This is a genomic window from Streptomyces sp. NPDC034085 (assembly GCF_055575555.1).
This window is the reverse complement of record NZ_JBVISL010000005.1, coordinates 237,900-262,793: the sequence shown is the minus strand read 5'-3', so window position 1 is coordinate 262,793 and position 24,894 is coordinate 237,900. Positions and strand designations below refer to the sequence as shown.

Below are 24,894 nucleotides of genomic sequence, written 5' to 3'. Positions count from 1 at the left end.
GGAGTCAGCCGGTGCGCGCAGGAGGACAGGCAGTGGACTTCACCTTCACCGAAGAACAGCAGGCCGCCGTCGAGGCCGCCAGGGCCGTCTTCGCCGACGTCGCCCCCGACGGCGTCCCGAGCCCCGCGCTGACGCCGGGGGCCGTCGCCGACGACTTCGACCGGCCGCTGTGGGCCAAGCTCGCCGGCTCCGACCTGCTGGGCCTCGTCCTCGCCGAGGAGCACGGCGGAGCCGGCCTCGACGCCATCGCCCTGTGCCTCGTCCTGCGCGAGGCGGCCGGGGTCCTGGCCCGGGTACCGCTGCTGGAGCACTGCGCCACCGCCATGGCCGTCCAGGCCCACGGCAGCCCCGAGCTGGCCGCCGCCCTGCTGCCCGGCGCCGGACGCGGCACGCTCGCCCTCACCGTCGCCGCACACGGCCGCACCGGCCACGATCCGGCCGAACTCGCCGTCACCGCACGCCGCGAGGGAGCCGACTGGCTCCTGGACGGGGTGCAGACCTCCGTCGCCTGGGCCCACGGCTGCGACTGGATCGCCGTACCCGCCCACAGCGGCGAGGGCGAGGCGCTCCTCGCGCTCCTGCCCCGCACCGCCGCCGGACTCACGCTCGCCGACCAGTACTCCACCAGCGGCGAGCGGCTCGCCGAACTCACCCTCGACGCGGTCCGGGTACCCGCCGCCCACATGATCGAAGCCCCGGGCGCATGGGACCGGCTCCGCCTGCTCCTGGCCACCGGGACCTGCGCCCTCGCCCTCGGCCTCGGCGAGGCCGTCCTCGCCATGACCAGCCGGTACACCGGCAAGCGGGAGCAGTTCGGCTTCCCCGTGGCCACCTTCCAGGCCGTCGCCGTACAGGCCGCCGACCGCTACATCGACCTGCGCGCCATGGAGGCCACCCTCTGGCAGGCCGCCTGGCGGCTCGACGCCGCGACCGGCGGGGCCGGCGGTCCGCTGCCCGTCGCCGGGGACGTCGCCGTCGCCAAGATCTGGGCCTCCGAGGGCGTACGCCGGGTCGTGCAGACCGCCCAGCACCTGCACGGCGGCTTCGGCGCGGACACCGACTACCCGCTGCACCGCTACCACGCCTGGGCCAAGCAGCTGGAGCTCCAGCTCGGACCCGCCGCCGCCCACGAAGAAACCCTGGGCGACCTGCTCGCCGCCCACCCGCTCGGCTGACCGGCGGACCCGGACTACAGCACGAAGGCCGGGTTCCCGCTGTCCGTCACCATCGGGCGCCCGGCGCGCTCCCACGCCTGCATCCCGCCGTCGACGTTCACGGCCTCGATGCCCTGGCGCACCAGGTACTGGGTCACCTGCGCGCTCCGGCCGCCCACCCGGCACATCACGTACGCCGTGCGACCGTCCGCCACGGCCTCCGTGACCTCGCCGAAGCGTGCCACGAAGTCGCTCATCGGGACGTGCAGCGCACCCTCGACGTGCCCGGCCGCCCATTCGTCGTCCTCACGGACGTCGAGGACGAAGCCTTCGGCGGGCACCGCGGCGGCGTCCACCGAGGGAAGCGGTCCGAGGTTCATCACTGTCGCCTTCTCTCTTAACGGATCTGGTCTGCCAACCTATCCGACCCCCCGGCCGGACCGGGTTCATCCGGCGCTGTACGACGCCAGCTCCGCCTCGCGCTCGGAGACCTGCGCGAGCAGCTGCTCCGCGATCTCCTCCAGCAGCCGGTCCGGGTCGTCCGGAGCCATCCGCAGCATGGCGCCGATCGCGCTGTCCTCCAGCTCCTTGGCGACCAGGGAGAGCAGCTCCTTGCGCTGGGCCAGCCACTCGAGCCGGGCGTACAGCTCCTCGCTCTCGCTCGGCCGGGCCTCCTCCGGCGCCGGGCCGGCCTCCCACTCCTCGGCCAGCTCGCGCAGCAGCCCCTCCTCACCCCGGCCGTAGGCGGCGTTGACACGGGCGATGAACGCGTCGCGGCGCTCCCGCTCGGCCTCGTCCTGGGCCAGGTCCGGGTGGGCCTTGCGGACCAGCTCGCGGTACAGGCGCCGCACCTCCTCGGTGGGCCGCACCCGCTGCGGCGGCCGCACCGGGCGGTCGGTGAGCATGGCGGCCGCGTCATCGGAGATCCCGTCCGCGTCCAGCCAGTCGTGGAACAGCTCGTCCACCCCGGGCATCGGCATGACCAGCGAGCGGGCCTCCCGGGCCCGCCGCAGGTCCTCGGCATCGCTGCTGCGGGCCGCCTTCGCCTCCGCGATCAGCGCGTCCAGCTCGTCGAGCCGCGAGTACATCGGGCCGAGCTTCTGGTGGTGCAGCCGGGAGAAGTTCTCGACCTCCACCCGGAAGGTCTCCACCGCGATCTCGAATTCGATCAGTGCCTGCTCGGCGGCCCGCACGGCGCGTTCCAGCCGCGCCTCGGGCCGCTCCTCAGCGGTGACGGCGGGCTCTTCGGGGACGGTGTGTTCGGTCTGCTCGCTCACCCGGCCAGCCTACGGCCCCGCCCGGGGGCACGGTCCACGTGCGCCCGGGGGCAGGTGCCGGCCCAAAGGTGTGTTTCACGTGAAACACACCCTCGGCTGCGGAACTCGGCCGGAGGCATGTTTCACGTGAAACAGGGGCTCGTTTCGAAACACGCCCTTGTTTCACGTGAAACACGCCTCCCGGGAGGGGCCGCGGCGGCCTCAGACCCCGAACTCCGCCGCGATCCGGCCCGACCGGACCGCCGCCACCAGGTCCGCGTGGTCGGCCTCGCTCCGGTCGGCGTAGGCCACGGCGAAGGCGGCCATCGCCTCGTCCAGCTCCTCGTTCTTGCCGCAGTACCCCGCCAGCAGCCGCGGATCGGCGCTGTGCGCGTGCGCCCGGGCCAGCAGGGCGCCGGTCATCCGGCCGTAGTCGTCGATCTGGTCAACGGCCAGAGCCGCCGGATCCACGCTCCCCTTGCGGTTGCGGAACTGCCGGACCTGGTACGGACGCCCCTCGACGGTGGTCCAGCCCAGCAGGATGTCGGAGACCACCTGCATCCGCTTCTGCCCGGCCACCACCCGCCGGCCCTCGTGCTCCTCCTCCGGCGCGTGGAAGCCCAGCCCGGGCAGGTGCGGCAGCAGGACCGAGGGCCGCGCCTCCTTCACCTGGAGCACCAGCGGCTCGCCCCGGTGGTCCAGCAGCAGCACCACGTACGAGCGGGTGCCGACGCTGCCGGTCCCCACCACGCGGAAGGCCACGTCGTGGATCGCGTACCGGGCCAGCAGCGGCAGCCGGTCCCCCGACAGGGTCTTCAGGTACGGGCCCAGCGAGGCGGCCACCGCAGCGGCCTCCTCGTCCCCGACCCGCCGCAGCACCGGCAGCGCGTCCACGAAGCGGCGGCTGCCGTCCTCCAGGGCCTCGGTCGACTTGGCCGCGAACCGGGCGGAGGTGTTGTTGCGGGCCTTCTCCGAGATCCGCTCCAGCGTGCCCAGCAGGTCCCGGGCGTCGGCGTGGGAGACCAGCTCCTCGTCGGCGATGGCGTTCCACGCGTCGAGCGCGGGCAGCTTCGCCAGCAGCCGCATCGTGTGCCGGTACGCGCCCACCGCGTCCCGCGCCGCCCCCAGACAGGTGTCCTCGTCGGCCCCCGCCACGCGCCCGGCCAGCACCAGAGAGGTCGCCAGCCGCTTCACGTCCCACTCCCACGGACCGAAGACGGTCTCGTCGAAGTCGTTCAGGTCGATCACGAGCCGGCCGCGCGCGTCGCCGTACAGGCCGAAGTTGGCCGCGTGCGCGTCACCGCAGATCTGCGCGCCCACCCCGGTCACCGGGCCGCCGGACAGGTCGTGCGCCATCAGTCCGGCCGCGCCCCGCAGGAAGGCGAAGGGGTTGGCGGCCATCCGGCCCACCCGTATCGGGGTCAGCTCCGCGACCCGGCCCACGTTGGACTCCTCCACCGCGCGCACGGCGTCCGGACGCCCGGCGGGAGCCTCGAACCGGGCGTGCGCCGCGCGCGGGACGCGCAGCCGCAGCGCCTTCCCGGCGTCCTTGGGCGAGCCCGCCACGCTCCGCGGCGCGAAACCCCCGACGCGCGGGATCCGCCCGCCGTCCCGCTCCGCCGTCACGGCCGCCACGGCCGCCGCCATGCCGGCCACGCCCGCGGCCACATCGGCGGCCACGCCCGCCACGCCCGCCACGCCCGCCCCGTCCACCGCCGCGGCCGCCGCCGCGTACTGCTCCGGTACCGCCACCATCCGCGCTGCCCCCGCACTGTTCGCGCCACGCCGGCCACCTCGTGGCCGATCAAGTCCGGGCAGACCGTACCTACAGCCCGGCGTCCCTGGCCAGCAGGGCCGCCTGAACCCGGTTCTCGCACGCCAGCTTGGCCAGGATCCGGCTCACGTACGTCTTCACCGTCGCCTCGCTCATGTGGAGCCTGCGCCCGGCGTCCGCGTTGGACAACCCCTCCCCCAGCAGCGCCAGCACCCCGCGCTCCCGCTCGCTCAGCTCCGCGACGAGCCGCCGGGCCTCCTCGCCGCGTCCGGCGGCCACACCGGCCGCCAGCTGGTCGACCACGTGCCGCGTCGCGCCGGGCGAGAGGTACGCGTCCCCGGCCGCGGCCGCCCGGACGGCACCGATCAGCTCACCGGGCGCCGAGTCCTTCAGCAGGAACCCCGCACCGCCCTGGCTCAGCGCGCGCAGCACGTTCTCCTTCTCCCCGAAGGTGGTCAGGATCAGCGCCCGCACCCCCGGCGCGGCCCGCCCCAGCTCGCCCAGCGCCGTCAGCCCGTCCATCACCGGCATCTGGATGTCCAGCAGCGCCACGTCCGGCGCGTGGGACAGCGCCAGATCGACCGCCTCCCGGCCGTTGGCCCCCTCCGCGACGACCTCGATGTCCGGAGCCGAGGTCAGGATCATCCTGATCCCGGCCCGGATCAGCGGCTCGTCATCAGCGATCACCACTCTGATCACCCTGGCTGTCACCCGCGCGCTCCTACTGCTCGACCTCGTACGCCTGCTTGTCCACGAGCTTGCCGTCACGGAAGCAGAACCGGAACACGGGGTAGGTGGTCAGCTCCGAGGACTCCGTCGAGAGCAGCGCCAGACACTGCGCCCCCTCCGGCCGTGGCGGGCCCTTGCGGTCCAACCCCGCCGTCAGGACCCCGTCACCGTCCGGCAGCCGCTCCCGCACCGCCTTCTCGGACTCGCCCACGTGCACCGCGTCGTACTCCTCCTCGCCGATCACCGCCTTGTTCGCCGAGCCCACCAGCATCACCACCGCGGCCCCCAGCACGATGATCAGCAGCACCAGTGCCGCGAGGGCGATCCCGCAGCCCATCGCCACGCCCCCGGCACGGGTCCGCACCGGCACCGCCAGTTCGCGGTCCAGGGCGGCCCAGTCCATCGGCGGCGCCCCCTTCAGCGCCAGGGCCCGGGCCTGCGAGCGCTGCCCGAAGTCGTCGGCCACGTCCTCCACGACCCCGGCCGGCTCCGTCCCGTACGGCAGCACTCCCGCCACCCGGAACCCGCCGCCCTCCGTCGCCCCCGCGTGCACCATGCCGCCGACCAGCCGGGCCCGCTCCCGCAACCCCGTCAGGCCCTGCCCGCCCGAGACGACCTCGCCCGAAGCCCGGCCGCCCGCCGGGCCGTTGGCGATCTCCACCACCAGCGAGTCGTCCTCGTACCGGAGTTCCACGGCGATCGGCGACCCGGGAGCGTGCTTGTAGGCGTTGGTCAGCGCCTCCTGCACGATCCGGTACGCCGCGTGGTCGCAGGCCGCGACCAGCGGCCGGGGCTGCCCCGCCGTGCCCAGCCGTACGTCGGTCCCCGCGGCCCGCGCCGCCTCCACGATGCCCGCTATGCCCGCCACACCCCGCGCGGCCGGCTGCGCCTCCTCCACCGGCGCCGGCGCCTCCACGCCGTCGCGCAGGATCCCGACGACCTCGCGCAGCTCGTGCATCGCCGCCACCGAGGCCTGCCGCAGCACCCCCACCGCCTCGCGCTGGCGGTCGGTGAGCGCCGGGTCCACCTCCAGCGCCCCCGTGTGCACCGAGATCAACGCCAGCTGGTGGCCCAGGCTGTCGTGCATGTCCTGGGCGATCCGCTGCCGCTCGCGCAGCCTGGCCTGCCCGGCGACCATGCTCCGCTCGCGCAGTAGCTGGTCGTGCCGCTCCTGGAGCGCGCTGAGCAGGGTCCGGCGCTGGTGCCAGTACCGGCTGGCCAGACCCGGCATGACGATCGCCGCCAGGAACATCAGCGTGGAGAACACGACCACCAGCAGGGGCCGCATCTGCGTCCACTGCTCGGCCAGGGTCAGGCCCACCTCCGCGAGGAAGGCCAGCGTGAACGCGGCGAGCGCCCGCCCCACCCCGACGATCCGCCGCCCCGCGGACCAGCCGAGCATGATCGTCACCAGGAACGCGGCGGGCAGGAACGCGCTCGCCGCCGCACCCAGCACCAGCGTGGCCGCCGGCAGCCGCCGCCGCAGCAGCGTCAGCACCACCACGACCACGACGCCGACGGCCGTCTTCTGCCCGGAGCTGTTGCTGAGTTCGTCCACACCCACGCCGAACAGCGCCAGCAGCGCGGCGATGGCCAGGTCCGCCGCCGACAGCCGCCGCGACCAGGGCTCGGGCCCCTTCAGCCAGTCCCAGCCCGCACGCACAGTCGCCTTGGCATCCACACGCCCGACCCTAGACACCGGCCCCGCGGGCCGGCCGCCCTCTTTCGTCGCACCCCTCCTGACGAAAGTCGCAACGGCCCGGAAGGAGAAGGCCGAAGGCCGGAGCGCGGCGACCGGAGGACGGATCCGGACATGCGAGAAGCCCCGACCCGGAGTCCGGATCGGGGCTTCCCCGATGTGGGCGAGGGGGGATTTGAACCCCCACGTCCCGAAGGACACTGGCACCTGAAGCCAGCGCGTCTGCCGTTCCGCCACTCGCCCGAGCAGCGTCCCAGTGGTTCTTCCCTTTCGGGCCGTTCCCCTGGCGACGTCGAAACATTAACACGTCAGACGGGGTGGATTGAAATCGCTTTCCGCGGCCCCTCCACGACGACCGGGACGGCCCCTCCCGCTCTCCGCTCCCGGTGCGGGACACTGTCCCTGGCGCACCCCTACGATCCCTTGTGAGCACCAACACTCCTGCGCGCAGGAGCGAAGGGGAACCAGCCGAATCCGCCACGCGTGGATACGATCAGTAAGCAGTACAGGGCGACAACGACGGAGGAGGTGCCCCATGGGAGTCCTGAAGCGTTTCGAGCAGCGACTCGAAGGTCTGGTGAACGGCACCTTCGCCAAGGTGTTCAAGTCCGAGGTCCAGCCGGTGGAGATCGCCGGCGCCCTCCAGCGGGAGTGCGACAACAACGCCACCATCTGGAACCGCGAGCGGACCGTCGTACCCAACGACTTCATCGTGGAGCTCAGCGCAGGCGACTACGAGCGCCTGAGCCCCTACTCCGGCCAGCTCGGCGACGAACTCGCGGGCCTCGTACGCGACTACGCCAAGCAGCAGCGCTACAGCTTCATGGGCCCCATCAAGGTGCACCTGGAGAAGGCCGAGGACCTCGACACCGGTCTCTACCGGGTCCGCAGCCGCACCCTCGCCTCCAGCACCTCCCAGGACTCCCCGCAGGCACCCCAGGGGCAGCAGGGCGGGTACGGCTATCCGCCGGCCGGCGCCCCGCCCATGCCCCCCGGCCCGCCTCCGGGCGGCTCCGGCCCCCGCCCCGGCGGCGCGCCCCCGGCTCCCGGCGGGCCGAGCGCGGTGCGCCGCTGGATCGAGATCAACGGCACCCGCCACCAGATCTCCCGCCCCACGCTCGTACTCGGCCGCAGCACCGAGGCCGATGTGCGGATCGACGACCCCGGCGTGTCCCGCCGGCACTGTGAGATCCGGACCGGAACACCCCCGACGATCCAGGATCTCGGGTCCACCAACGGCATCGTGGTGGACGGGCAGCACACCACCCGCGCTACGCTCCGCGACGGCTCGCGGATCGTCGTGGGCAGCACCACCATCATTTACCGGCAAGCCGAAGGGTGAAGCGGGGGCAATGTCAGAGCTGACCCTGACGGTCATGCGGTTGGGTTTCCTGGCCGTTCTGTGGCTGTTCGTCATCGTGGCCGTTCAGGTCATCCGCAGCGACCTCTTCGGTACGCGCGTCACGCAGCGCGGCTCGCGCCGCGGCGGCGGCAACGCCGGGGCTCCGCCGCAGGCGGGGCGCCAGGCCGCGCCGCCGCAGCAGCGCCAGCGCAGGGGTGCGCCGACCAAGCTGGTCGTCTCCGAGGGGACCCTCACGGGCACCACGGTGGCCCTCTCCGGGCAGACGATCACGCTGGGCCGCGCCCACGACTCCACGATCGTGCTGGACGACGACTACGCCTCCAGCAGGCATGCCAGGATCTACCCCGACCGTGACGGTCAGTGGATCGTCGAGGATCTCGGGTCCACCAACGGCACGTATCTCGACCGGACCCGGCTGACCACCCCGACGCCCATTCCGCCGGGCGCCCCGATCCGCATCGGCAAGACCGTCATCGAGCTGCGGAAGTAGTACGAGAATGAGCGAGCGGAGCGAGCGAGCCGCGGCGGTCCGTCCCACCGGGGACACGGACCCGAGCGCGCTCCCGACCGGAGGGTGGGCAGTGTGGCTCGAGACCGGTTGTACCCCGAGGCGTCTTCGACTGGGCAGGTGCGCATGAGTCTGTCCCTGCGGTTCGCCGCCGGATCGCACAAGGGGATGATCCGCGAGGGCAACGAGGACTCGGGTTACGCCGGTCCCCGGCTCCTCGCCGTCGCCGACGGCATGGGCGGCCAGGCAGCCGGCGAGGTCGCCAGCTCCGAGGTCATCTCCTCGCTCGTCCAGCTCGACGACGACGTCCCGGGCTCCGACATCCTCACCGCCCTCGGCATCGCAGTGCAGCGCGCCAACGACCAGCTGCGCGTGATGGTCGAGGACGACGCCCAGCTGGAGGGCATGGGCACCACGCTCACCGCCCTGCTGTGGACCGGCCAGCGCCTCGGCCTGGTCCACGTCGGCGACTCCCGCGCCTATCTGCTCCGCGACGGCGTCCTCACGCAGATCACCCAGGACCACACCTGGGTGCAGCGCCTCGTCGACGAGGGGCGCATCACCGAGGAGGAGGCGACCACCCACCCGCAGCGCTCGCTCCTGATGCGGGCGCTCGGCAGCGGTGACGTCGTGGAGCCCGACCTCTCCATCCGTGAGGTCCGGGCCGGCGACCGCTACCTGATCTGCTCCGACGGCCTGTCCGGCGTGGTCTCCCACCAGACCCTGGAAGAGACCCTCGCCGACTACCACGGCCCGCACGAGACCGTGCAGTCCCTGATCCAGCTCGCCCTGCGCGGCGGCGGCCCGGACAACATCACGTGCATCGTCGCGGACGTGCTCGACACCGACAGCGGCGACACCATGGCCGCCCAGCTGAGCGACACCCCGGTCGTGGTCGGCGCGGTCGCCGAGAACCAGCACCAGCTCTTCGACGGCAACGCCATGCAGACCCCGGCCGGCCGCGCCTCGGGCCTCGGGCGCCAGGCCCCGCCGCCCGCGGGCGCCTTCGGCCCTCCCGGCAGCGGCGAAGCCCCCGGCTACGGATACCCCGACCAGAGCCAGGGCGGCGCACTGGGCAGCTTCGGCGAAGCCGACGCCTACGAGGGCGACGGCCCGTACGAGGACACGTACGACCACCCGCGCAAGCGGCGCAGCAAAGGGCGCAAGTGGACCACGCGCACGCTGATCCTGCTGCTCGTGGCCGGTGTCGTCGGCGGCGGCCTGTACGCGGCGCACCGCTGGACGCAGACCCAGTACTACGTCGGCGTCAAGGGTGACCATGTCGCGCTGTACCGCGGCATCAGCCAGAACCTGGCCTGGATCCACCTCTCCGAGGTGGAGGCGGATCACCCCGACATCGAACTGAAGTACCTGCCGTCCTTCAAGCGCAAGCAGGTCGAGGGCAGCATCAGCGAGGACAGCCTCGAGGGCGCGCGCAAGAAGATCGAAGAGCTCGGAACCCAGGTCTCCGCCTGCAAGCAGGACGAGGCCCGCCGCGCTTCCGAAGCCCAGGGCAACCAGACGCCCGGCCCCAGCCTGACTCCCGCGGAGCAAGCTGTCGTCGGCCAGTGCGAAAAGCAGTAGACATACGCGGGCACAGGGGGCCTGCCACACCATGAGCGTTGTCACCAACACGACCACCATCGGCGCCATCGAGGCGCCGAGCCGCCGGAACACCGAGCTCCTCCTGCTCGCCTTCGCCGTGGTCATCCCGATCTTCGCCTACGCCAACGTGGGCCTGTCGATCCACGGCGAGCTGCCCCCGGGCATGCTGCTCTACGGACTCGGCTTCGCCGTCCTCGCCGGGATCGCCCACCTCGTCGTACGCCGCTACGCCAAGTACGCCGACCCGCTGCTGCTGCCGATCGCGACGCTGCTCAACGGCCTGGGCGTCGTCCTGATCTGGCGGCTGGACCAGTCCGAGCGGCTGCAGAACCTCGCCAAGCGCAGCTTCGGCACCTTCTCCGAGTCCGCGCCGCGCCAGATGATGTACACGGGGCTCGCCATCGCCCTGTTCGCCGTCGTGCTGCTGGTCCTCAAGGACCACCGCGTGCTCCAGCGGTTCACGTACATCTCGATGGCCGGCGCCCTGGTCCTGCTGATCCTGCCGGTGATCCCGGGTCTGGGCGCGGACGTGTTCGGCGCCAAGATCTGGATCAGCGTCGGCGGCTTCTCCATCCAGCCCGGCGAGTTCGCGAAGATCGTCATCGCGATCTTCTTCGCGGGTTACCTCATGGTGAAGCGCGACGCCCTGGCCCTGGCCAGCCGCCGCTTCATGGGCCTCTACCTGCCGCGCGGCCGCGACCTCGGCCCGATCCTGATGATCTGGGCGATGAGCCTGCTCGTCCTCGTCTTCGAGAACGACCTCGGCACCTCGCTGCTGTTCTTCGGCATGTTCGTGATCATGCTGTACGTGGCCACCGAGCGGACCAGCTGGATCGTCATCGGCCTGCTCATGTCGGTCGGCGGCGCCACCGTCGTCGGCGCCACCGCCAGTCACGTCAAGGCCCGCGTCACCGCCTGGCTGGACCCCTTCGCCTGCTACAGCACGTCCGGAGCCTGCGAGCAGGTCGGCCAGTCGATCATGAGCTTCGGTTCCGGCGGGGTGCTCGGCACCGGCTGGGGCCAGGGCAACTCGGACCTGATCGGCTTCGCCGCCAACTCCGACTTCATCTTCTCCACCGTCGGCGAGGAACTCGGCCTGACCGGTGTCATGGCCTTCCTCCTGCTCTACGGCCTGATCATCGAGCGGGGCGTGCGCACCGCCCTCGCCGCCCGCGACCCCTTCGGCAAGCTGTTCGCCATCGGGCTCTCCGGCGCCTTCTCCCTGCAGATCTTCGTCGTCGCCGGCGGAGTCATGGGCCTCATCCCCCTCACCGGCATGACCATGCCCTTCCTCGCCTCCGGCGGTTCCTCCGTCCTGGCGAACTGGGTGCTCATCGCCATCCTCATCCGGATCAGCGACACCGCACGCCGCCCCGCCCCGGCCCCCGCCCCGTCCCCCGACTCCGAGATGACCCAGGTGGTCCGTCCGTCATGAACAAGCCCCTGCGCCGCATCTCGCTGTTCTGCGGGCTGCTCGTCCTCGCCCTGCTGATCCGGACCAACTGGCTGCAGTACGTCCAGGCCGAGGACCTCAGCACCCGCAAGGAGAACCGCCGGGTCCAGATCGCCCAGTACGCCACCGAACGCGGCAACATCATCGTCCAGGGCCAGCCGATCACCGGTTCCGCGGTCACCGACGGCAGCGACTACAAGTTCAAGCGGACCTACACCGACGGCCCCCTGTGGGCGCCCGTCACCGGCTACGCCTCCCAGGCCTTCGGCTCCACCCAGCTGGAGTCCCTGGACGACGGCATCCTCACCGGCAACGACGACCGGCTCTTCTTCGACCGCACCATCGGCATGTTCACCGGGGAGAAGAAGCAGGGCGGCAACGTCATCACCACCCTGAACGCCGCGGCCCAGAAGGCCGCCTTCGACAAGCTCGGCAACAGGAAGGGCGCCGTCGCGGCGATCGACCCGCGCACCGGCGCCATCCTCGCCCTGGTCAGCACCCCCTCGTACGACCCGTCCAGCTTCGCCGGCAACTCCAAGGCCGACGAGAAGGCCTGGGTCGAGCTGAAGGACTCCGAGGACAAGAAGCTCGTCAACCGCGCCCTGCGCGAGACGTACCCGCCCGGCTCCACGTTCAAGGTGGTCACGGCCGCCGCCGCCCTGGAGAACGGCGCGGTCAGCGACATCAACGCCCCCACGGACACCCCCGAGCCGTACATCCTGCCCGGCACGCGGACCCCGATGGTCAACCATGCCAGCGGCTGTGAGAAGGCGAGCCTGAACGACGCGCTCCGGGTCTCCTGCAACTCGGTCTTCGCGAACCTGGGCGACAAGGTCGGCCGCGACAAGATGGTCGAGACCGCCCAGAAGTTCGGCTTCAACAACGACAAGATCGACACCCCGGTCCGCGCCTTCGCCAGCGTCTACGACAAGACGATGGGCCGGGACGGCAACGCCCAGAGCTCCATCGGCCAGTTCAACACCGCGGCCACCCCGCTCCAGATGGCCATGGTCACCGCCGCCATCGCCAACGACGGCAAGCTGATGAAGCCGTACATGGTCGAGCAGCTCACGGCGCCCAACCTCGACACCATCGAGAAGCACGAGCCCTCCGAGATGAGCCGGCCCCTCAGCGCGGCGAACGCGCAGAAGGTCCAGCAGATGATGGTCAACGTCGTCGAGAACGGCACGGGAACCAACGCCAAGATCAAGGACGTCAAGGTGGGCGGGAAGACCGGTACCGCCCAGCACGGCGAGAAGAACGCCAAGCGCCCCTACGCCTGGTTCATCTCCTACGCCGAGCTTCCCGACGGCACCTCCCCCGTCGCCGTGGCCGTCGTGATCGAGGACAGCGCCGCGGACCGCGAGGACATCAGCGGCGGCGGCCAGGCCGCGCCGGTCGCGAAGGCCGTCATGGAAGCCGTCCTGAAGAACAAGGGATGAGAAGCGGAGACAGGATCCGAGCGGTCGGTACCGGTCCGATATCAGCCTGTGGTCACGAACCGATCACCGACGATCGGCCGGTAGCCTTGCCGCGAACAGCACACCGCCGGACCACACACGGGTGCGGTCGGGACTGACGGAGAGGGCTGCAACGTTATGGAAGAGCCGCGTCGCCTCGGCGGCCGGTACGAGCTGAGCCACGTGCTCGGCCGTGGTGGCATGGCCGAGGTCTACCTCGGGCACGACACCCGGCTCGGCCGTACCGTAGCCGTCAAGACCCTGCGCGCCGACCTCGCCCGTGACCCGTCCTTCCAGGCCCGGTTCCGCCGCGAGGCCCAGTCGGCCGCGTCCCTGAACCACCCCGCGATCGTCGCCGTCTACGACACGGGCGAGGACTACGTCGACAACATCTCCATCCCGTACATCGTGATGGAGTACGTCGACGGCTCGACCCTGCGCGAGCTGCTGCACTCCGGCCGCAAGCTGCTGCCCGAGCGCACCCTCGAGATGTGCATCGGCATCCTTCAGGCCCTGGAGTACTCCCACCGCGCCGGCATCGTCCACCGTGACATCAAGCCGGCCAACGTGATGCTCACCCGCACGGGCCAGGTCAAGGTCATGGACTTCGGCATCGCCCGCGCCATGGGCGACTCCGGCATGACCATGACGCAGACGGCCGCCGTCATCGGCACCGCCCAGTACCTCTCCCCGGAGCAGGCCAAGGGCGAGCAGGTCGACGCGCGCTCCGACCTCTACTCCGCCGGCTGCCTGCTCTACGAGCTGCTGTGCGTCCGGCCGCCCTTCGTCGGCGACTCCCCGGTGGCCGTCGCGTACCAGCACGTGCGCGAAGAGCCCCAGCCCCCGTCGAACTTCGACCCCGAGATCACGCCGGTGATGGACGCCATCGTCCTCAAGGCCCTGGTCAAGGACCCCGACTACCGCTACCAGTCCGCGGACGAGATGCGGGCCGACATCGAGGCCTGCCTGGAGGGCCAGCCCGTCGCCGCGACCGCCGCCATGGGCGCCGCCGGCTACGGCTACCCCGACCAGGGCGGCTACGGGCACCAGGGCTACGACCAGCCCACCACCGCCCTGCGCTCCCCGGACGCCGGCCAAACCTCGATGATGCCGCCGATGCCCCCCGGGGGCGGCGACGGCGGCTACGGGTACGACAACCAGGGCCACGGCGGCTACGACCAGGGTCACGGCCGCCGCCAGCAGAAGAAGAGCCGGGCTTCGACGGTCCTGCTCGCCCTGGCCGCGGTACTCGTCCTGGTCGGGGCGATCCTGATCGGCCGGACCCTCTTCAGCGATACCCCCGACAACCGCCCGGCCGTGCCCAATCTCGTCGGCCAGACCCTGGAGCGGGCGCAGGCCAGCGCCAAGAACATGGGCCTCACGGTGGAGAAGGAGGCCGACGAGACCTGCGCGGACCAGCCCAAGGGCAACGTCTGCTCGCAGAGCCCGGCCCCGGACACCAAGGTCGACAAGGGCTCCCCGATCAAGGTCAAGGTGTCCTCGGGTGCGCCCAAGGTGCCGGTGATCGACGTGGTCCGGCTGAAGTTCGATGACGCCGAGGGCAAGCTCAAGGCCAAGAAGTTCCAGGTCGAGAAGAAGCTCGTCGAGTCCGACAACGCCACCCCCGGCACCGTGCTGGACCAGAGCCCCAAGAGCGGGACCGAGGCCGATCAGGGCTCGGTGGTGACCCTCCAGGTCGCCAAGGAGGTCGCCAAGGGCGTCGTCCCCAACCTCAAGGGCCTGAACAAGGCGGCCGCGGCCAAGGCGCTCGCGGACGCCAAGCTGAAGCTCGGCAGCACCACGGAGGTCGACTCCCCGGGAGCCGCGCCCCAGACGGTCGTCCAGCAGCAGTACGAGCCCGGCATCGAGCTCGCCAAGGACACCCCGGTCAACGTCAGCATCTCCAAGGCCGCCGCGGCGACGCCGACGGTGGTGCCTCCGCTGACGGGCCAGACCGTGGCCCAGGCCAAGCTGACGCTCCAGGCGAGCAACCTGGTCTTCGGATCGGTCCTGGCGGGCGCGACCGACGACAGCGCGGTGGTCATCGACTCCAACCCGGGCGTCGGCAGCCAGGTGCCCGGCGGCACGGTGATCAACGTCCGCACCGCGGCCAAGCCGCAGGACGGCGGCCAGCAGGGCGGCGGTGGCTTCTTCGGGGGCCTGACGGGCGGCAACCGCCGCTAGCGCACGCGCAACGCGACAGGCCCGGCCCCCTCCACGCAGGGGGCCGGGCCTGTTTCACGTGAAACACCGCCGGGGGCGGGCCGTCAGCGCAGCTCCGCCGGCTTGGTGCGCTTCTCGTCCACCTTCTCCGTCCGCACCAGCTCGCCCCAGACGATGTACCGGTACTTCGAGGTGTAGACCGGGGTGCAGGTCGTCAGCGTGATGTAGCGCCCGGGAGCGGTCTTGCCCGACTCCTTCGGGACCGGGTTGATCACGTCCGTGTTGTACTTCGAGGTCTGGGCCAGCTCGGCGAAGACCTTGTAGACGTACCAGGTGTCCTTGGTCTCGAAGACGATCGAGTCGCCGTTGCGCACCTTGTCGATGTTGTGGAACTTCGCCCCGTGCCCGTCGCGGTGCGCGGCCAGCGCGAAGTTGCCCTTGTCGTCCCAGGGCAGCGCGGACTTCACCGGGTCCGTGTAGTACCCGGCCACGCCGTCGTTCAGGACCTCCGGCTCCGTGCCCTTCTTGACGAGCACCTCGCCGTTCTTCATCGCCGGTACGTGGAGGAAGCCGACGCCGTCCCCGGTGTCCAGGGCGCCCGGCTGTACGGGTGTGCTCGCCGACGGCGAGGGGCTGCCCCAGCGCTGGCGGACCTCGTCGCCGCGCGCCGACGCCTGCCGGTCGGCGAGGACGTTGGTCCACCAGAGCGAGTACGCCACGAACAGGCCCAGGACCAGGCCCACCGTGATCAGCAGCTCCCCCAGCAGGCTCAGGGCCCCGGCGACCACACTGCGGTCGGCGGGCGGCGGTGCGGAGCGGCGGCGGGCACGAGACACTGCGGGTTCGTCCTTACGGGCTGGTCAGCGCGGGCGGAGCGCCCTGGCTGCGGGGGCGTTCTTCGGTCATCCTGCCCCATACGATCATCCGGTAGGTGCTGGTGAACTCCGGGGTGCAGGTCGTCAGCGTGATGTAGCGGCCCGGTCCGGTGAACCCGGAGCCCTCCGGCACGGGCTTGATCACCGCCACGTTCGCCGGGGAGGTCTGCGGCAGCGCGGAGGCCATCTGGTACGTGTAGTACGCGTCCCGCGTCTCCACGACGATCGCGTCGCCCGGCACCAGCTGGTTGATGTAGCGGAACGGCTCTCCGTGCGTGTTGCGGTGTCCCGCGACCGCGAAGTTCCCCTGCGGGTCGGACGGCATCGCCGTCTTCAGCGCCCCCTCGCCGTAGTGGCCGACCATCCCCTTGTCGAGGACCTTCGCCTTGCTGATCCCCTCCGCCACCGGCACCTTCAGGTCCAGCTTCGGGATGTGCAGGATCGCGAAGCCCTGACCGGGCTCGAAGGCGGCCGCCGGGGGCGGCGCGCCCGTCACCGGCGGGCGCTCCCAGGTCTGCTGGAGCGAGCCGGCGGCCCCGTCCGCCGCCCGCTCCGCCAGGACGTTCGTGTACCAGAGCTGGTAGGTGACGAACAGCAGCATCACCACGCCGGCGGTGATGAACAGCTCCCCGGCGGCCCGGCTGAGCAGCACCAGCGCCCCGCCGGAGCGCGGGCGGGCGCGCCTGCGGCCCCGGCCGCCACCGCCGCGCCTGCGGGCGCGCGCGTGCGAGCGCTTCGCGGCCTCCTGCGCTGCCCTGCGCCGCGCGGCCCGGCCCTCGCGGGGCGCGGACGGCGCGACCGCCGTCACGCGACGGCCTTGCCCACCACCGGGGCCAGCCCCACCGACCGCTCGACGGCTCCGGCGTCACCGCAGCGCACGAGCCAGTTCGCGAGCATCCGGTGGCCCCACTCGGTCAGCACCGACTCGGGATGGAACTGGACGCCCTCGACGTCGTGCTCGCGGTGCCGCAGGCCCATGATGATCCCGTCCTCGGTCCGCGCGGTCACCTCCAGCACGTCGGGCAGGGTCTGCGGCTCGGCCGCGAGCGAGTGGTAGCGGGTCGCGGTGAACGGCGACGGCAGTCCGGCGAAGACGCCGAGCCCCTCGTGGACCACGGGTGAGGTCTTGCCGTGCAGCAGCTCGGGGGCCCGGTCCACGACGCCCCCGTAGGCGACCGCCATGGACTGCATGCCGAGGCAGACGCCGAAGACGGGGACGCCGGTGGCGGCGCAGTGCCGGACCATGTCCACGCAGACGCCCGCCTCTTCCGGCGTGCCCGGGCCGGGAGAGAGCAGGACGCCGTCGAAGCCGTCCTGGGCGTGGGCGAGCTCCACCTCGTCGTTGCGCAGGACCTCGCATTCGGCACCGAGCTGGTAGAGGTACTGGACCAGATTGAAGACAAAGCTGTCGTAGTTGTCGACAACCAGAATGCGCGCGCTCACGGAGTGGCTCCCGATCCCTCGTCCACCGTCACGTCGTTGAACGGAAGGAGCGGCTCGGCCCACGGGAACACGTACTGGAACAGCACGAACACCACCGCCAGGACCAGTACGAGAGAGATCAGCGCGCGCACCCACGCGTTGCCCGGCAGATGCCGCCAGATCCAGCCGTACATTCCGTCTGTTTCCTTCGTCGTCCATGGTCGTTCTCGCACCGCGGGGGCGGTACCGCACCAGCCTAAGGGCCGGGGGCCCCGCTGAGGGGCTCAGCCGGGCAATCACCCGGTGCCGGCGGGGTCCGCGGGGCGGGTGGCGGTGAGCTCGGCCCAGACGACGAGGCGGTGGCTGTGGCCCCATTCCGGATCACAGGTGGTCAGGGTGAGGTACCTGCCCGGGGTGGAGAAGGGGGACCGGCGGGGCACCGGGTCGACCACCCCGGTCTCGGTCGGCAGGATCCGCAGCGGTGCGGCCCGCACGGTGTACGTGTACCAGCCCGTCGAGTCCCGGACGGTCACGGTGTCCCCGGGGCGCAGCTCGGGGACGTCCTTGAAGGGGTCGCCGTACGTGCGCCGGTGCCCGGCCACCGCGAAGTTGCCGTCGCCCCCGGGCCGGGCCGAGCCGGTGTAGTGCCCCAGGCCCTTCTTCAGCGGTTCGGCGCCCGTGCCCTCGAGGACCGGCCGGCTCCAGTCCCGGCCGAAGCGGGGGACGTACATCTCGGCGAAGGCCCGTCCCGGAGGATGGGGCGCCGGCTCCGTCCGCGAGGGGGCCGGCGCGGAGCCGGCGGCCACTGCCGGGGCGGGGGCCGCCGCCGCCCAGCGCTCGCGCAGCCGGTCCCGCTCGTCCTCCATCGCCCGGTCGGCCTTGACCCCGGTCCACAGCAGTACGTACGCCGTGAACAGCACGATCAGCGTCCCGGCCGTCAGGCACACCTCGCTGAACGTCCGTACCACCAGGCGCAGTACGGCGTCAGGACGCGGCGGACTCCAGCGGCTTCGCATAGTGGAGGTCCACTGTGCCGGAGTACCCGGGCAGTGTCAGCCGCTTCTCCTCGTCCACTTTCCAGCCGAGCCCGTACGCGTTGACGTACAGCTGGTAGTTCTGGATGGCGGGGGAGGCGGCGAGGGCCTTGCGCAACGCGCCCGGGTCGCCGACCGCGGAGACCTTGTAGGGGGGCGAGTACACGCGGCCCTGGAGGATCAGGGTGTTGCCCACGCAGCGCACCGCACTGGTGGCGATCAGCCGCTGGCCCATCACCTCGATGCCCTCGGCGCCGCCCTGCCACAGGGCGTTCACCACGGCCTGGAGGTCCTGCTGGTGGATCACGAGGTCGTTGGGCTGCGGCTCGGGGACGCCGGGGACGCGGGCGGTGGCGTTCGGCGGCGCGTCGTTGAGGGTGACGGCCAGGCCCCTGCCGGTGAGCTCCTCGGTGCCCGAGGCGGCGCGCAGGGCGGCCAGCCTGGCCTCCTCGGCCTTGGTGCTGCCGCTGTCGCGCTCCGCGAGGGCGTCCACCTGGGCGCGCGCGGCGGCGGCGCTCTTCTCCAGCTCGGCGTTCTTCGCGCTGCGCTCGTGGATGAGGTCGGACAGCTTCAGGAGCGAGGCGTCCGTGCGGATGTTCGTACCCTTGGAGGTGTTGAAGCTGGTGACGAAGATGAGGCCGGCGAGGGCGAAGACGGCGGCCGTCAGCAGCCGGACCGGCCTGGCCCGGCGGCGGGGACCCGCGGAGGAGTCGTCGGAATCGCTCAACGTACCCTTCTCCTTCAACGCCAGTGGTCCACTACGCTAACGGACGCCCGGGGCAGGCAAGGTCCCCCAGCGCATCGACAGGAGAGCCCCTCGTGCCGAAGTCACGTATCCGCAAGAAGGACGACTACACGCCGCCGCCGGCGAAGCAGGCGCAGGCGATCAGGCTGACGAACCGCAGCTGGGTCGCCCCGGTCATGCTGGCGTTCTTCCTCATCGGTCTCGCGTGGATCGTGGTCTTCTACGTGACCGACACCCAGCTGCCCTTGGAGGCGCTGGGCAACTGGAACATCGTGGTCGGTTTCGGCTTCATCGCCGCCGGTTTCGGTGTCTCCACGCAGTGGAAGTAGCGTCGCCCGCATACCCGGACGGCCGAGCCGCGCAAGCTCTCCCCATGAGTTATCCACAGCGTCATCCACACCTGAGGAAAAGACAGAAGATCTGTGGATAACTCTGTGGAGAGTTGACGCCGGTGTGATCAGGTGAGTTCGGCTGTCCGGGCCAGGACGACGGCCGCGGCCGTCAGGAAGACCGCCGCACAGGCCGCCACCTGGATGAACGTCCGCGTGCGGCCCGTGGCCGGTGCCAGCAGTCCCAGGGCGAGCAGCGCGCCGGTCACCAGGCCGCCGATGTGCGCCTGCCAGGACACCGACATGCCCCCGAAGGGCACGAAGGTGACGAGCAGCATGAGCCCGAGCGTGACCAGCACCGGCCGCATCTCGTAGCGGAGCCGGCGGGCGAGGACCACGGTGGCTCCGAGCAGGCCGCAGATGGCGCCGGAGGCTCCGACGGTCGGGGTGTTCGGCGCGGTCAGCAGGTAGACGAGGGCGCTGCCGCCCAGCCCGGACAGCAGGTAGAGGGCGAGGTAGCGGGAGCGGCCCAGGGCCGCCTCCAGCGGGCCGCCGATCACCCACAGGGCGAGCATGTTGCCGAAGACGTGCCACCACTGGACGTGCAGGAACACCGAGGTCAGCAGGCGGTCGTACTGCCCGGTGGCGACGCCTTCGACGGGGGCCCCGTCGTATTCGACGAAGAGGCCGAGCAGCTCCAGCCGTACGGCCAGCTCCGGCATCGCGAGCACGGCGAGGAACACCGCCGCGTTGAGCCCGATGAGGATCTTGGTGACGAGCTGGGGATCGGCTGCGACCAGGCCGCCCGCGACGGTGCGCGGGGCGTTGGCCGCGGGGGCGTGCCCGGTGCCGGAGCCGCCCCGGACGCACTCCGGGCACTGGAATCCCACCGAGGCGCTGATCATGCACTGCGGGCAGATGGGCCGCTCGCAGCGGGAGCAGGTGATGCCCGTGTCGCGGTCCGGGTGCCGGTAGCAGCCCGGCAGACGGTCGGTGTCCATCGGTCCCCTCGTTCAGCGGCGGGCGGGGGTGCGCCCCGCCGGTCCGTGTACGTCCGTCCGTGTCCGGTCGGCCGGAGGCCGCCGGTGCGGACAAAGAAAGTACGGACGGGCGGGACCCAAGGTTCCCGGGCCGACGGGTCCGGGACGGGTCCGGCGCCCCCCGACGGGGTCAGCGACCGGCTTCGCGCTTCTCGACGGTGACCGACTTGATGATCACGTCGTCCAGCGGCCGCTCGGTCCGCGGGTTGGTGGGGCCGGAGGCGATGGCGTCCACGACTTTGCGGCTGGCCGCGTCGGTGACCTCGCCGAAGATCGTGTGCTTGCGGGTCAGCCAGGCGGTGGGGGCGACCGTGATGAAGAACTGCGAGCCGTTCGTGCCCGGGCCGGCGTTGGCCATGGCCAGCAGGTAGGGCTTGGTGAAGGCCAGGTCGGGGTGGAACTCGTCGGCGAACTGGTAGCCGGGGCCGCCGGTGCCGTTGCCGAGCGGGTCGCCGCCCTGGATCATGAAGCCGCTGATGACGCGGTGGAAGACGGTGCCGTCGTACAGCGGGGCGGTGGTCTTCTGGCCGTCGGTGGGACGGGTCCACTCACGCGCGCCCGTGGCGAGCTCCACGAAGTTCCGCACGGTCTTGGGAGCGAAGTTCTCCAGCAGCTCGATCTCGATGTCGCCGTGGGTGGTCTTCAGGGTGGCGTAGAGCTTCTCGGCCACGGGTCTGCCTTCCATAGTCATCACTGTCGGCCCGATCCTCCCACGGAGGGCGCGGCGTTCGCGGGAATCCTTGCACCCGTATGCCCTGTCGCGCATGCCGCGTGGTGTCGGGACAGGCATGATCCGACAAAGGGTGGAAAGGTGAACTGTGTCCGCCACCGAGGAGGAGGATCCCGTGACCCGCAAGGACAGCGTGCGCCTGGCCGCCGAGAACGCCAGGGACGCCGTGAAGCACGCAGCGGAAGTGGTGGCGCCGTACGCAGAAACCGCCAAGGACGCGGCTGTGCACTACGCGCACGAGGCGAACGAGCGGCTGGCGCCGAAGGTCTCGTACGCGGCCGGCCAGGCCTCGCTCCAGGCGCGCGCGGCCTACGACAACCACCTGCATCCGCGCATGATGGCGGCACGCACCCACGTGCCGCCGAACGTGGACCGGGCGGCGGTGAAGGCCGTCCACCAGACGCGCCTCGCCGCGCGCCAGGCGGCCGACTACACGGCGCCGCGCTTCGAGAGCGCGCTCGCTGCGAGCCGGCCGGTGGCCGAGGAGGCCGCGTCCCGTTCGGCGGCGGCCCTCGCGGCACTGCGCGGCCAGGTGTCGGCGAAGGAGGTGCAGCGCCTGGTGCGGCGTCACGAGCGGCGGGCGCGGTGCGGCCGGTGGGTCAAGGGGGCCGCGCTGGTCGGCCTCCTGGCGGGCGGCGCCTATGCGGCGTGGCGGTGGTGGGACCAGCAGTCGAACCCGGACTGGCTGGTGGAGCCCCCGGCGGCCACGGAGCTGTCGGCGCAGGACGCCGAACCGGCCGGCTTCGACGACGAGCTGGCGCAGAAGGAGCGCGAGACCGACGGCGGCGCGACCGCCTGACGCCCCGTCTCCACGACGGCGAGGGGCCCGGATCCGCGTGCGGATCCGGGCCCCTCGAACGTCGCCCTCCGTACGTCAGCCCGGCAGCGTCAGCACCATCCCCGGGCGGATCAGGTCCGGGTTGGCGCCGACCACCCCCCGGTTCATGGCGTACAGCTCGCGCCAGCGGGCCTCGTTGCCCAGCTCGCGGCGGGCGATCAGGGACAGCGAGTCACCCGGCTTGACGGTGTACGTCCGCTTCGCGACGGTCGGCGGCCGCTTCGGCGGCACCGGCACGGCCTTGTGCGCGGCCGAGGTGTCGCTCGGGGTGGCGGGCGCCATGTGCTCCGGCGCGGCCGCGGGCGGCTTGGGCCGGGTGGCCGCGGCCATCCGCTCGGCGGCCGCCTTGGTGGCGGAGGCGGCGTCCGTGTAGGACTGCGCGTACCTGGAGCCCATCTCGGAGGGCGTCTTCGGCCCTTGCTGCTCCCTCTGGCGGGCCGCCTTCTCGGCGGCCTCCTGTTCCTTCTTCTTGTCCGACTTCAGGAAATCGAAGAGTCCCATGTGCCTGCGCCTCCGGCGTGGTGTCGCCCCCTGGCCTCATTGCCTTCCCCCACTGTCGGTCACCATCCGCCGCCCGGCCCTGTGACCGGTCCGTACGGGGGACGCGGGAGCCCTACTGCTGCCGGGCCCGCCGGGCCGGCCGGGGACCGTCGGCGGGAACTCCCAGCGGCCCCTCGGCGAGCCGGCCCAACACCCTGAGGAGACAGGCCCGGTCCTCGTCGGCCAGGTCGGCGAGGGCCTCCGCGTGCACCCGGTCGACGATCCGCCGGCTCTCCACCGACAGGGCGGCCCCCTTGTCGGTGACGGCGATGATCCGGGCCCGGCGGTCCTGGGAGGAGGGCCGCCGCTCGGCCAGTCCGGCCTTCTCCAGGGCGTCGACGGTGACGACCATCGTCGTCTTGTCCATGTCGCCGATCTCGGCGAGCTGGATCTGCGTGCGCTCCTCCTCCTGCGCGTGCACGAGGACGCAGTGCATGCGGGCGGTCAGTCCGATCTCACCGAGCGCCGCCGCCATCCGGGTGCGCAGGACGTGGCTGGTGCGGTCGAGGAGGAAGGAGAGGTCGGGCTCGGTCCGGGTGGATCCCATCGCAGTCATGGAACCAGCCTAACCATTCGATCCGAAAAAAATAGTCTGCAACAAAACTATCTGCTACGGTCTCACCAGACCTCGCCCACGCAACCGCCCGAGGATCCGCCGACGACCGGAGAGACCGATGCCCACAGCCCTTGCAGAAGCCCCCGCCCCGACCACCCCGGCCGGCGGACCGCGCTCGCGCTGGACCGCCCTGGCCGTGCTCTCCACCGGCATGCTGATGACCGTCCTCGACGGCAGCATCGTCACCGTGGCGATGCCGGCCATCCAGGACGACCTCGGCTTCTCCCCCGCCGGCCTCAGCTGGGTCGTGAACGCCTACCTGATCGCCTTCGGCAGCCTGCTGCTGCTCGCCGGCCGGCTCGGCGACCTGATCGGCCGCAAGCGGATGTTCCTCGCGGGCACCGCCGTCTTCACCGCCGCCTCGCTGCTCGCCGGGTTCGCCGGCTCCCCCGCGCTGCTCATCGCCGCCCGGTTCCTCCAGGGCGTCGGCAGCGCGATGGCCTCCGCCGTCAGCCTCGGGATCCTGGTCACCCTCTTCACGCAGCCCCGCGAGCGCGCCCGGGCCATCGCCGTCTTCTCCTTCACCGGAGCGGCCGGAGCCTCCCTGGGACAGGTGCTGGGCGGGGTCCTCACCGACGCCCTCGACTGGCACTGGATCTTCTTCATCAACCTGCCCATCGGGCTCGCCGCCCTGCTGGCCGCCCTCCCCGCGCTCCCCGCCGACCGGGGGCTGGGACTGCGCGCGGGTGCCGACGTACCGGGCGCCGTACTCGTCACCGCCGGACTGATGCTGGGCATCTACGCCGTCGTGCGGGTCGAGGAGTACGGCTGGACCTCCCCGCACACCCTCGGCCTCGGGGCCCTCTCCCTGGCCCTGCTCGCCGCCTTCGTCCTGCGCCAGACCAGGGCGCGCACCCCGCTGATGCCCCTGCGCGTCCTCCGCTCGCGGACCGTGGCCGGCGCGAACCTGATCCAGATGCTGATGGTGGCCGCCCTGTTCTCCTTCCAGATCCTGGTCGCCCTCTACCTCCAGCAGGTCCGGGGATACGGGGCCGCCGAGACCGGCCTCGCGATGCTGCCGGCCGCGCTGGCGATCGGCGGGATCTCCCTCGGCGGCGCCGCGAAGCTGATCGCCCGCCTCGGTGAGCGCGGCGTCCTGCTCACCGGCCTCACGCTGCTGGTCGCGGGCCTCGCCCTGCTGACCCGCCTCCCGGTGCACGCCGACTACGTCACCGACCTGCTGCCCGTGATGCTGCTGGCCTCCGGCTTCGGCCTCGCCCTGCCCGCCCTCACCACCCTGGGGATGTCGGGCGCCGACGAGCGCGACGCCGGGCTGGCTTCGGGCCTGTTCAACACCACCCAGCAGATCGGCATGGCCCTCGGCGTGGCCGTCCTGTCCACCCTGGCCGCCTCGCGCACCGAGGCCCTGACGGCCGCCGGCCACGCCCGGCCCGAGGCCCTCACCGCCGGCTACCACCTCGCCTTCGGCACGGGCGCCGCCCTCCTGCTGGCGGCCACCGCCCTCGCGGCCGCCCTGCCGCGCGCTCCCCGCACCCGCTGAGGCACGGACCCGCACCCTGCGAAAAAAAGACCCCCTGACCAGCGTTTGCGCTGGTCAGGG

At 71.9% G+C, this 24,894-nt stretch carries 24 protein-coding genes, 1 tRNA gene and 1 pseudogene; 10 read left to right on the top strand and 16 right to left on the bottom strand.

Annotated elements, in window-relative coordinates:
• The first annotated feature begins 32 nt into the window (after nucleotides 1–32).
• Nucleotides 33–1,175, top strand: a complete 1,143-nt coding sequence (locus ACZ501_RS19895; RefSeq protein WP_361595891.1) for an acyl-CoA dehydrogenase family protein — start codon at nucleotides 33–35, stop codon at nucleotides 1,173–1,175.
• Nucleotides 1,176–1,189: 14 nt separating this feature from the next.
• On the opposite strand, the gene ACZ501_RS19890 is transcribed toward ACZ501_RS19895, so the two are convergent.
• The 6 genes from ACZ501_RS19890 to ACZ501_RS19865 form a co-directional block, all read right to left on the bottom strand.
• Nucleotides 1,190–1,534 (bottom strand): rhodanese-like domain-containing protein, encoded by a 345-nt coding sequence (locus tag ACZ501_RS19890; protein WP_361595829.1) that lies wholly within the window; start codon nucleotides 1,532–1,534, stop codon nucleotides 1,190–1,192.
• Nucleotides 1,535–1,600: 66 nt separating this feature from the next.
• The gene (locus tag ACZ501_RS19885; protein ID WP_468796936.1) at nucleotides 1,601–2,431 is read right to left on the bottom strand and encodes a J domain-containing protein; all 831 of its coding nucleotides are present in this window, start codon (nucleotides 2,429–2,431) and stop codon (nucleotides 1,601–1,603) included.
• 201 nt (nucleotides 2,432–2,632) lie between these two features.
• Complete coding sequence (locus ACZ501_RS19880; protein ID WP_468797314.1) at nucleotides 2,633–4,057, bottom strand: DUF2252 domain-containing protein; 1,425 nt, start codon at nucleotides 4,055–4,057, stop codon at nucleotides 2,633–2,635.
• Between the two features lie 178 nt (nucleotides 4,058–4,235).
• Entirely contained in the window at nucleotides 4,236–4,883 is a 648-nt protein-coding gene (locus ACZ501_RS19875; protein ID WP_361595885.1) for a response regulator transcription factor, read from the bottom strand.
• Nucleotides 4,884–4,905: 22 nt separating this feature from the next.
• Nucleotides 4,906–6,594, bottom strand: a complete 1,689-nt coding sequence (locus tag ACZ501_RS19870; protein WP_468796933.1) for a sensor histidine kinase — start codon at nucleotides 6,592–6,594, stop codon at nucleotides 4,906–4,908.
• Nucleotides 6,595–6,772: 178 nt separating this feature from the next.
• Nucleotides 6,773–6,855 (bottom strand) — tRNA-Leu (locus tag ACZ501_RS19865).
• Between the two features lie 292 nt (nucleotides 6,856–7,147).
• Here ACZ501_RS19865 and ACZ501_RS19860 point away from each other — a divergent pair.
• The 6 genes from ACZ501_RS19860 to pknB all read left to right on the top strand — a co-directional run bounded on the left by ACZ501_RS19860 (nucleotide 7,148) and on the right by pknB (nucleotide 15,185).
• Complete coding sequence (locus tag ACZ501_RS19860; RefSeq protein ID WP_468796930.1) at nucleotides 7,148–7,954, top strand: FhaA domain-containing protein; 807 nt, start codon at nucleotides 7,148–7,150, stop codon at nucleotides 7,952–7,954.
• A 10-nt stretch (nucleotides 7,955–7,964) separates the two neighbouring features.
• Entirely contained in the window at nucleotides 7,965–8,465 is a 501-nt protein-coding gene (locus ACZ501_RS19855; RefSeq protein WP_361595817.1) for an FHA domain-containing protein FhaB/FipA, read from the top strand.
• Nucleotides 8,466–8,609: 144 nt separating this feature from the next.
• A complete protein-coding gene (locus ACZ501_RS19850) occupies nucleotides 8,610–10,067 on the top strand; it encodes a PP2C family protein-serine/threonine phosphatase (protein WP_361595814.1) in 1,458 nt (485 codons plus the stop codon).
• Nucleotides 10,068–10,098: 31 nt separating this feature from the next.
• Complete coding sequence (locus ACZ501_RS19845; protein WP_361595811.1) at nucleotides 10,099–11,523, top strand: FtsW/RodA/SpoVE family cell cycle protein; 1,425 nt, start codon at nucleotides 10,099–10,101, stop codon at nucleotides 11,521–11,523.
• A complete protein-coding gene (locus ACZ501_RS19840) occupies nucleotides 11,520–12,983 on the top strand; it encodes a peptidoglycan D,D-transpeptidase FtsI family protein (protein WP_361595808.1) in 1,464 nt (487 codons plus the stop codon). The genes ACZ501_RS19845 and ACZ501_RS19840 overlap by 4 nt, the downstream gene beginning before the upstream one ends.
• A 156-nt stretch (nucleotides 12,984–13,139) precedes the next feature.
• Nucleotides 13,140–15,185, top strand: coding sequence for a Stk1 family PASTA domain-containing Ser/Thr kinase (gene pknB, locus ACZ501_RS19835; protein WP_468796927.1), 2,046 nt, complete (start codon nucleotides 13,140–13,142; stop codon nucleotides 15,183–15,185).
• Between the two features lie 83 nt (nucleotides 15,186–15,268).
• On the opposite strand, the gene ACZ501_RS19830 is transcribed toward pknB, so the two are convergent.
• The 6 genes and pseudogenes from ACZ501_RS19830 to ACZ501_RS19805 all read right to left on the bottom strand — a co-directional run bounded on the left by ACZ501_RS19830 (nucleotide 15,269) and on the right by ACZ501_RS19805 (nucleotide 19,222).
• The gene (locus ACZ501_RS19830; protein ID WP_468796924.1) at nucleotides 15,269–16,000 is read right to left on the bottom strand and encodes a class E sortase; all 732 of its coding nucleotides are present in this window, start codon (nucleotides 15,998–16,000) and stop codon (nucleotides 15,269–15,271) included.
• Nucleotides 16,001–16,013: 13 nt separating this feature from the next.
• Nucleotides 16,014–16,886 (bottom strand): annotated as a pseudogene (locus tag ACZ501_RS19825) (class E sortase); the annotation flags it as partial.
• Nucleotides 16,844–17,482 carry an aminodeoxychorismate/anthranilate synthase component II gene (locus ACZ501_RS19820; RefSeq protein WP_361595796.1) on the bottom strand — a complete coding sequence of 213 codons (639 nt, stop codon included), beginning with the start codon at nucleotides 17,480–17,482 and terminating at the stop codon, nucleotides 16,844–16,846. The pseudogene ACZ501_RS19825 and the gene ACZ501_RS19820, both read right to left, overlap by 43 nt.
• On the bottom strand, nucleotides 17,479–17,655 hold the full coding sequence (locus ACZ501_RS19815) for a hypothetical protein (protein WP_030011120.1): 177 nt from the start codon (nucleotides 17,653–17,655) through the stop codon (nucleotides 17,479–17,481). The genes ACZ501_RS19820 and ACZ501_RS19815 overlap by 4 nt, the downstream gene beginning before the upstream one ends.
• A 102-nt stretch (nucleotides 17,656–17,757) precedes the next feature.
• On the bottom strand, nucleotides 17,758–18,477 hold the full coding sequence (locus ACZ501_RS19810; RefSeq protein ID WP_468796921.1) for a class E sortase: 720 nt from the start codon (nucleotides 18,475–18,477) through the stop codon (nucleotides 17,758–17,760).
• Entirely contained in the window at nucleotides 18,446–19,222 is a 777-nt protein-coding gene (locus tag ACZ501_RS19805) for a DUF881 domain-containing protein (protein WP_361595790.1), read from the bottom strand. Before ACZ501_RS19805 ends, ACZ501_RS19810 begins: the two co-directional genes overlap by 32 nt.
• 92 nt (nucleotides 19,223–19,314) lie before the next feature.
• On the opposite strand from ACZ501_RS19805, the gene crgA reads away from it, so the two are divergent.
• Nucleotides 19,315–19,569: a cell division protein CrgA gene (gene crgA, locus ACZ501_RS19800; RefSeq protein ID WP_361595787.1), complete on the top strand. Its 255-nt coding sequence runs from the start codon at nucleotides 19,315–19,317 to the stop codon at nucleotides 19,567–19,569.
• 128 nt (nucleotides 19,570–19,697) lie between these two features.
• On the opposite strand, the gene ACZ501_RS19795 is transcribed toward crgA, so the two are convergent.
• Entirely contained in the window at nucleotides 19,698–20,570 is an 873-nt protein-coding gene (locus tag ACZ501_RS19795) for a rhomboid family intramembrane serine protease (RefSeq protein ID WP_361595784.1), read from the bottom strand.
• 169 nt (nucleotides 20,571–20,739) lie between these two features.
• Nucleotides 20,740–21,279 carry a peptidylprolyl isomerase gene (locus ACZ501_RS19790; RefSeq protein WP_361595882.1) on the bottom strand — a complete coding sequence of 180 codons (540 nt, stop codon included), beginning with the start codon at nucleotides 21,277–21,279 and terminating at the stop codon, nucleotides 20,740–20,742.
• A 175-nt stretch (nucleotides 21,280–21,454) separates the two neighbouring features.
• Between ACZ501_RS19790 and ACZ501_RS19785 the strand changes: the two genes are divergently transcribed.
• Nucleotides 21,455–22,138, top strand: coding sequence for a DUF5324 family protein (locus ACZ501_RS19785; RefSeq protein ID WP_361595781.1), 684 nt, complete (start codon nucleotides 21,455–21,457; stop codon nucleotides 22,136–22,138).
• Nucleotides 22,139–22,213: 75 nt separating this feature from the next.
• Here the strand turns inward: ACZ501_RS19785 and ACZ501_RS19780 are convergent, their stop codons facing one another.
• Both ACZ501_RS19780 and ACZ501_RS19775 read right to left on the bottom strand, forming a co-directional pair.
• Nucleotides 22,214–22,678 (bottom strand): LysM peptidoglycan-binding domain-containing protein, encoded by a 465-nt coding sequence (locus tag ACZ501_RS19780; protein WP_361595778.1) that lies wholly within the window; start codon nucleotides 22,676–22,678, stop codon nucleotides 22,214–22,216.
• 112 nt (nucleotides 22,679–22,790) lie between these two features.
• Entirely contained in the window at nucleotides 22,791–23,273 is a 483-nt protein-coding gene (locus ACZ501_RS19775) for a MarR family winged helix-turn-helix transcriptional regulator (RefSeq protein ID WP_361595775.1), read from the bottom strand.
• 118 nt (nucleotides 23,274–23,391) lie between these two features.
• Here ACZ501_RS19775 and ACZ501_RS19770 point away from each other — a divergent pair, with 118 nt between their 5' ends.
• On the top strand, nucleotides 23,392–24,834 hold the full coding sequence (locus ACZ501_RS19770; RefSeq protein ID WP_361595772.1) for an MFS transporter: 1,443 nt from the start codon (nucleotides 23,392–23,394) through the stop codon (nucleotides 24,832–24,834).
• Nucleotides 24,835–24,894: the final 60 nt, after the last annotated feature.

What these genes read in the sequence shown, in the direction of transcription:
- ACZ501_RS19890 (WP_361595829.1), bottom strand. Translation starts at nt 1,534, where the DNA reads ATGAACCTCGGACCGCTTCCCTCGGTGGACGCCGCCGCGGTGCCCGCC.
- ACZ501_RS19880 (WP_468797314.1), bottom strand. Translation starts at nt 4,057, where the DNA reads ATGGCGGCGGCCGTGGCGGCCGTGACGGCGGAGCGGGACGGCGGGCGG.
- ACZ501_RS19860 (WP_468796930.1), top strand. Translation starts at nt 7,148, where the DNA reads ATGGGAGTCCTGAAGCGTTTCGAGCAGCGACTCGAAGGTCTGGTGAAC.
- ACZ501_RS19855 (WP_361595817.1), top strand. Translation starts at nt 7,965, where the DNA reads ATGTCAGAGCTGACCCTGACGGTCATGCGGTTGGGTTTCCTGGCCGTT.
- ACZ501_RS19850 (WP_361595814.1), top strand. Translation starts at nt 8,610, where the DNA reads ATGAGTCTGTCCCTGCGGTTCGCCGCCGGATCGCACAAGGGGATGATC.
- ACZ501_RS19845 (WP_361595811.1), top strand. Translation starts at nt 10,099, where the DNA reads ATGAGCGTTGTCACCAACACGACCACCATCGGCGCCATCGAGGCGCCG.
- ACZ501_RS19840 (WP_361595808.1), top strand. Translation starts at nt 11,520, where the DNA reads ATGAACAAGCCCCTGCGCCGCATCTCGCTGTTCTGCGGGCTGCTCGTC.
- pknB (WP_468796927.1), top strand. Translation starts at nt 13,140, where the DNA reads ATGGAAGAGCCGCGTCGCCTCGGCGGCCGGTACGAGCTGAGCCACGTG.
- ACZ501_RS19815 (WP_030011120.1), bottom strand. Translation starts at nt 17,655, where the DNA reads ATGTACGGCTGGATCTGGCGGCATCTGCCGGGCAACGCGTGGGTGCGC.
- ACZ501_RS19810 (WP_468796921.1), bottom strand. Translation starts at nt 18,477, where the DNA reads ATGCGAAGCCGCTGGAGTCCGCCGCGTCCTGACGCCGTACTGCGCCTG.
- ACZ501_RS19795 (WP_361595784.1), bottom strand. Translation starts at nt 20,570, where the DNA reads ATGGACACCGACCGTCTGCCGGGCTGCTACCGGCACCCGGACCGCGAC.
- ACZ501_RS19780 (WP_361595778.1), bottom strand. Translation starts at nt 22,678, where the DNA reads ATGGGACTCTTCGATTTCCTGAAGTCGGACAAGAAGAAGGAACAGGAG.
- ACZ501_RS19775 (WP_361595775.1), bottom strand. Translation starts at nt 23,273, where the DNA reads ATGACTGCGATGGGATCCACCCGGACCGAGCCCGACCTCTCCTTCCTC.
- ACZ501_RS19770 (WP_361595772.1), top strand. Translation starts at nt 23,392, where the DNA reads ATGCCCACAGCCCTTGCAGAAGCCCCCGCCCCGACCACCCCGGCCGGC.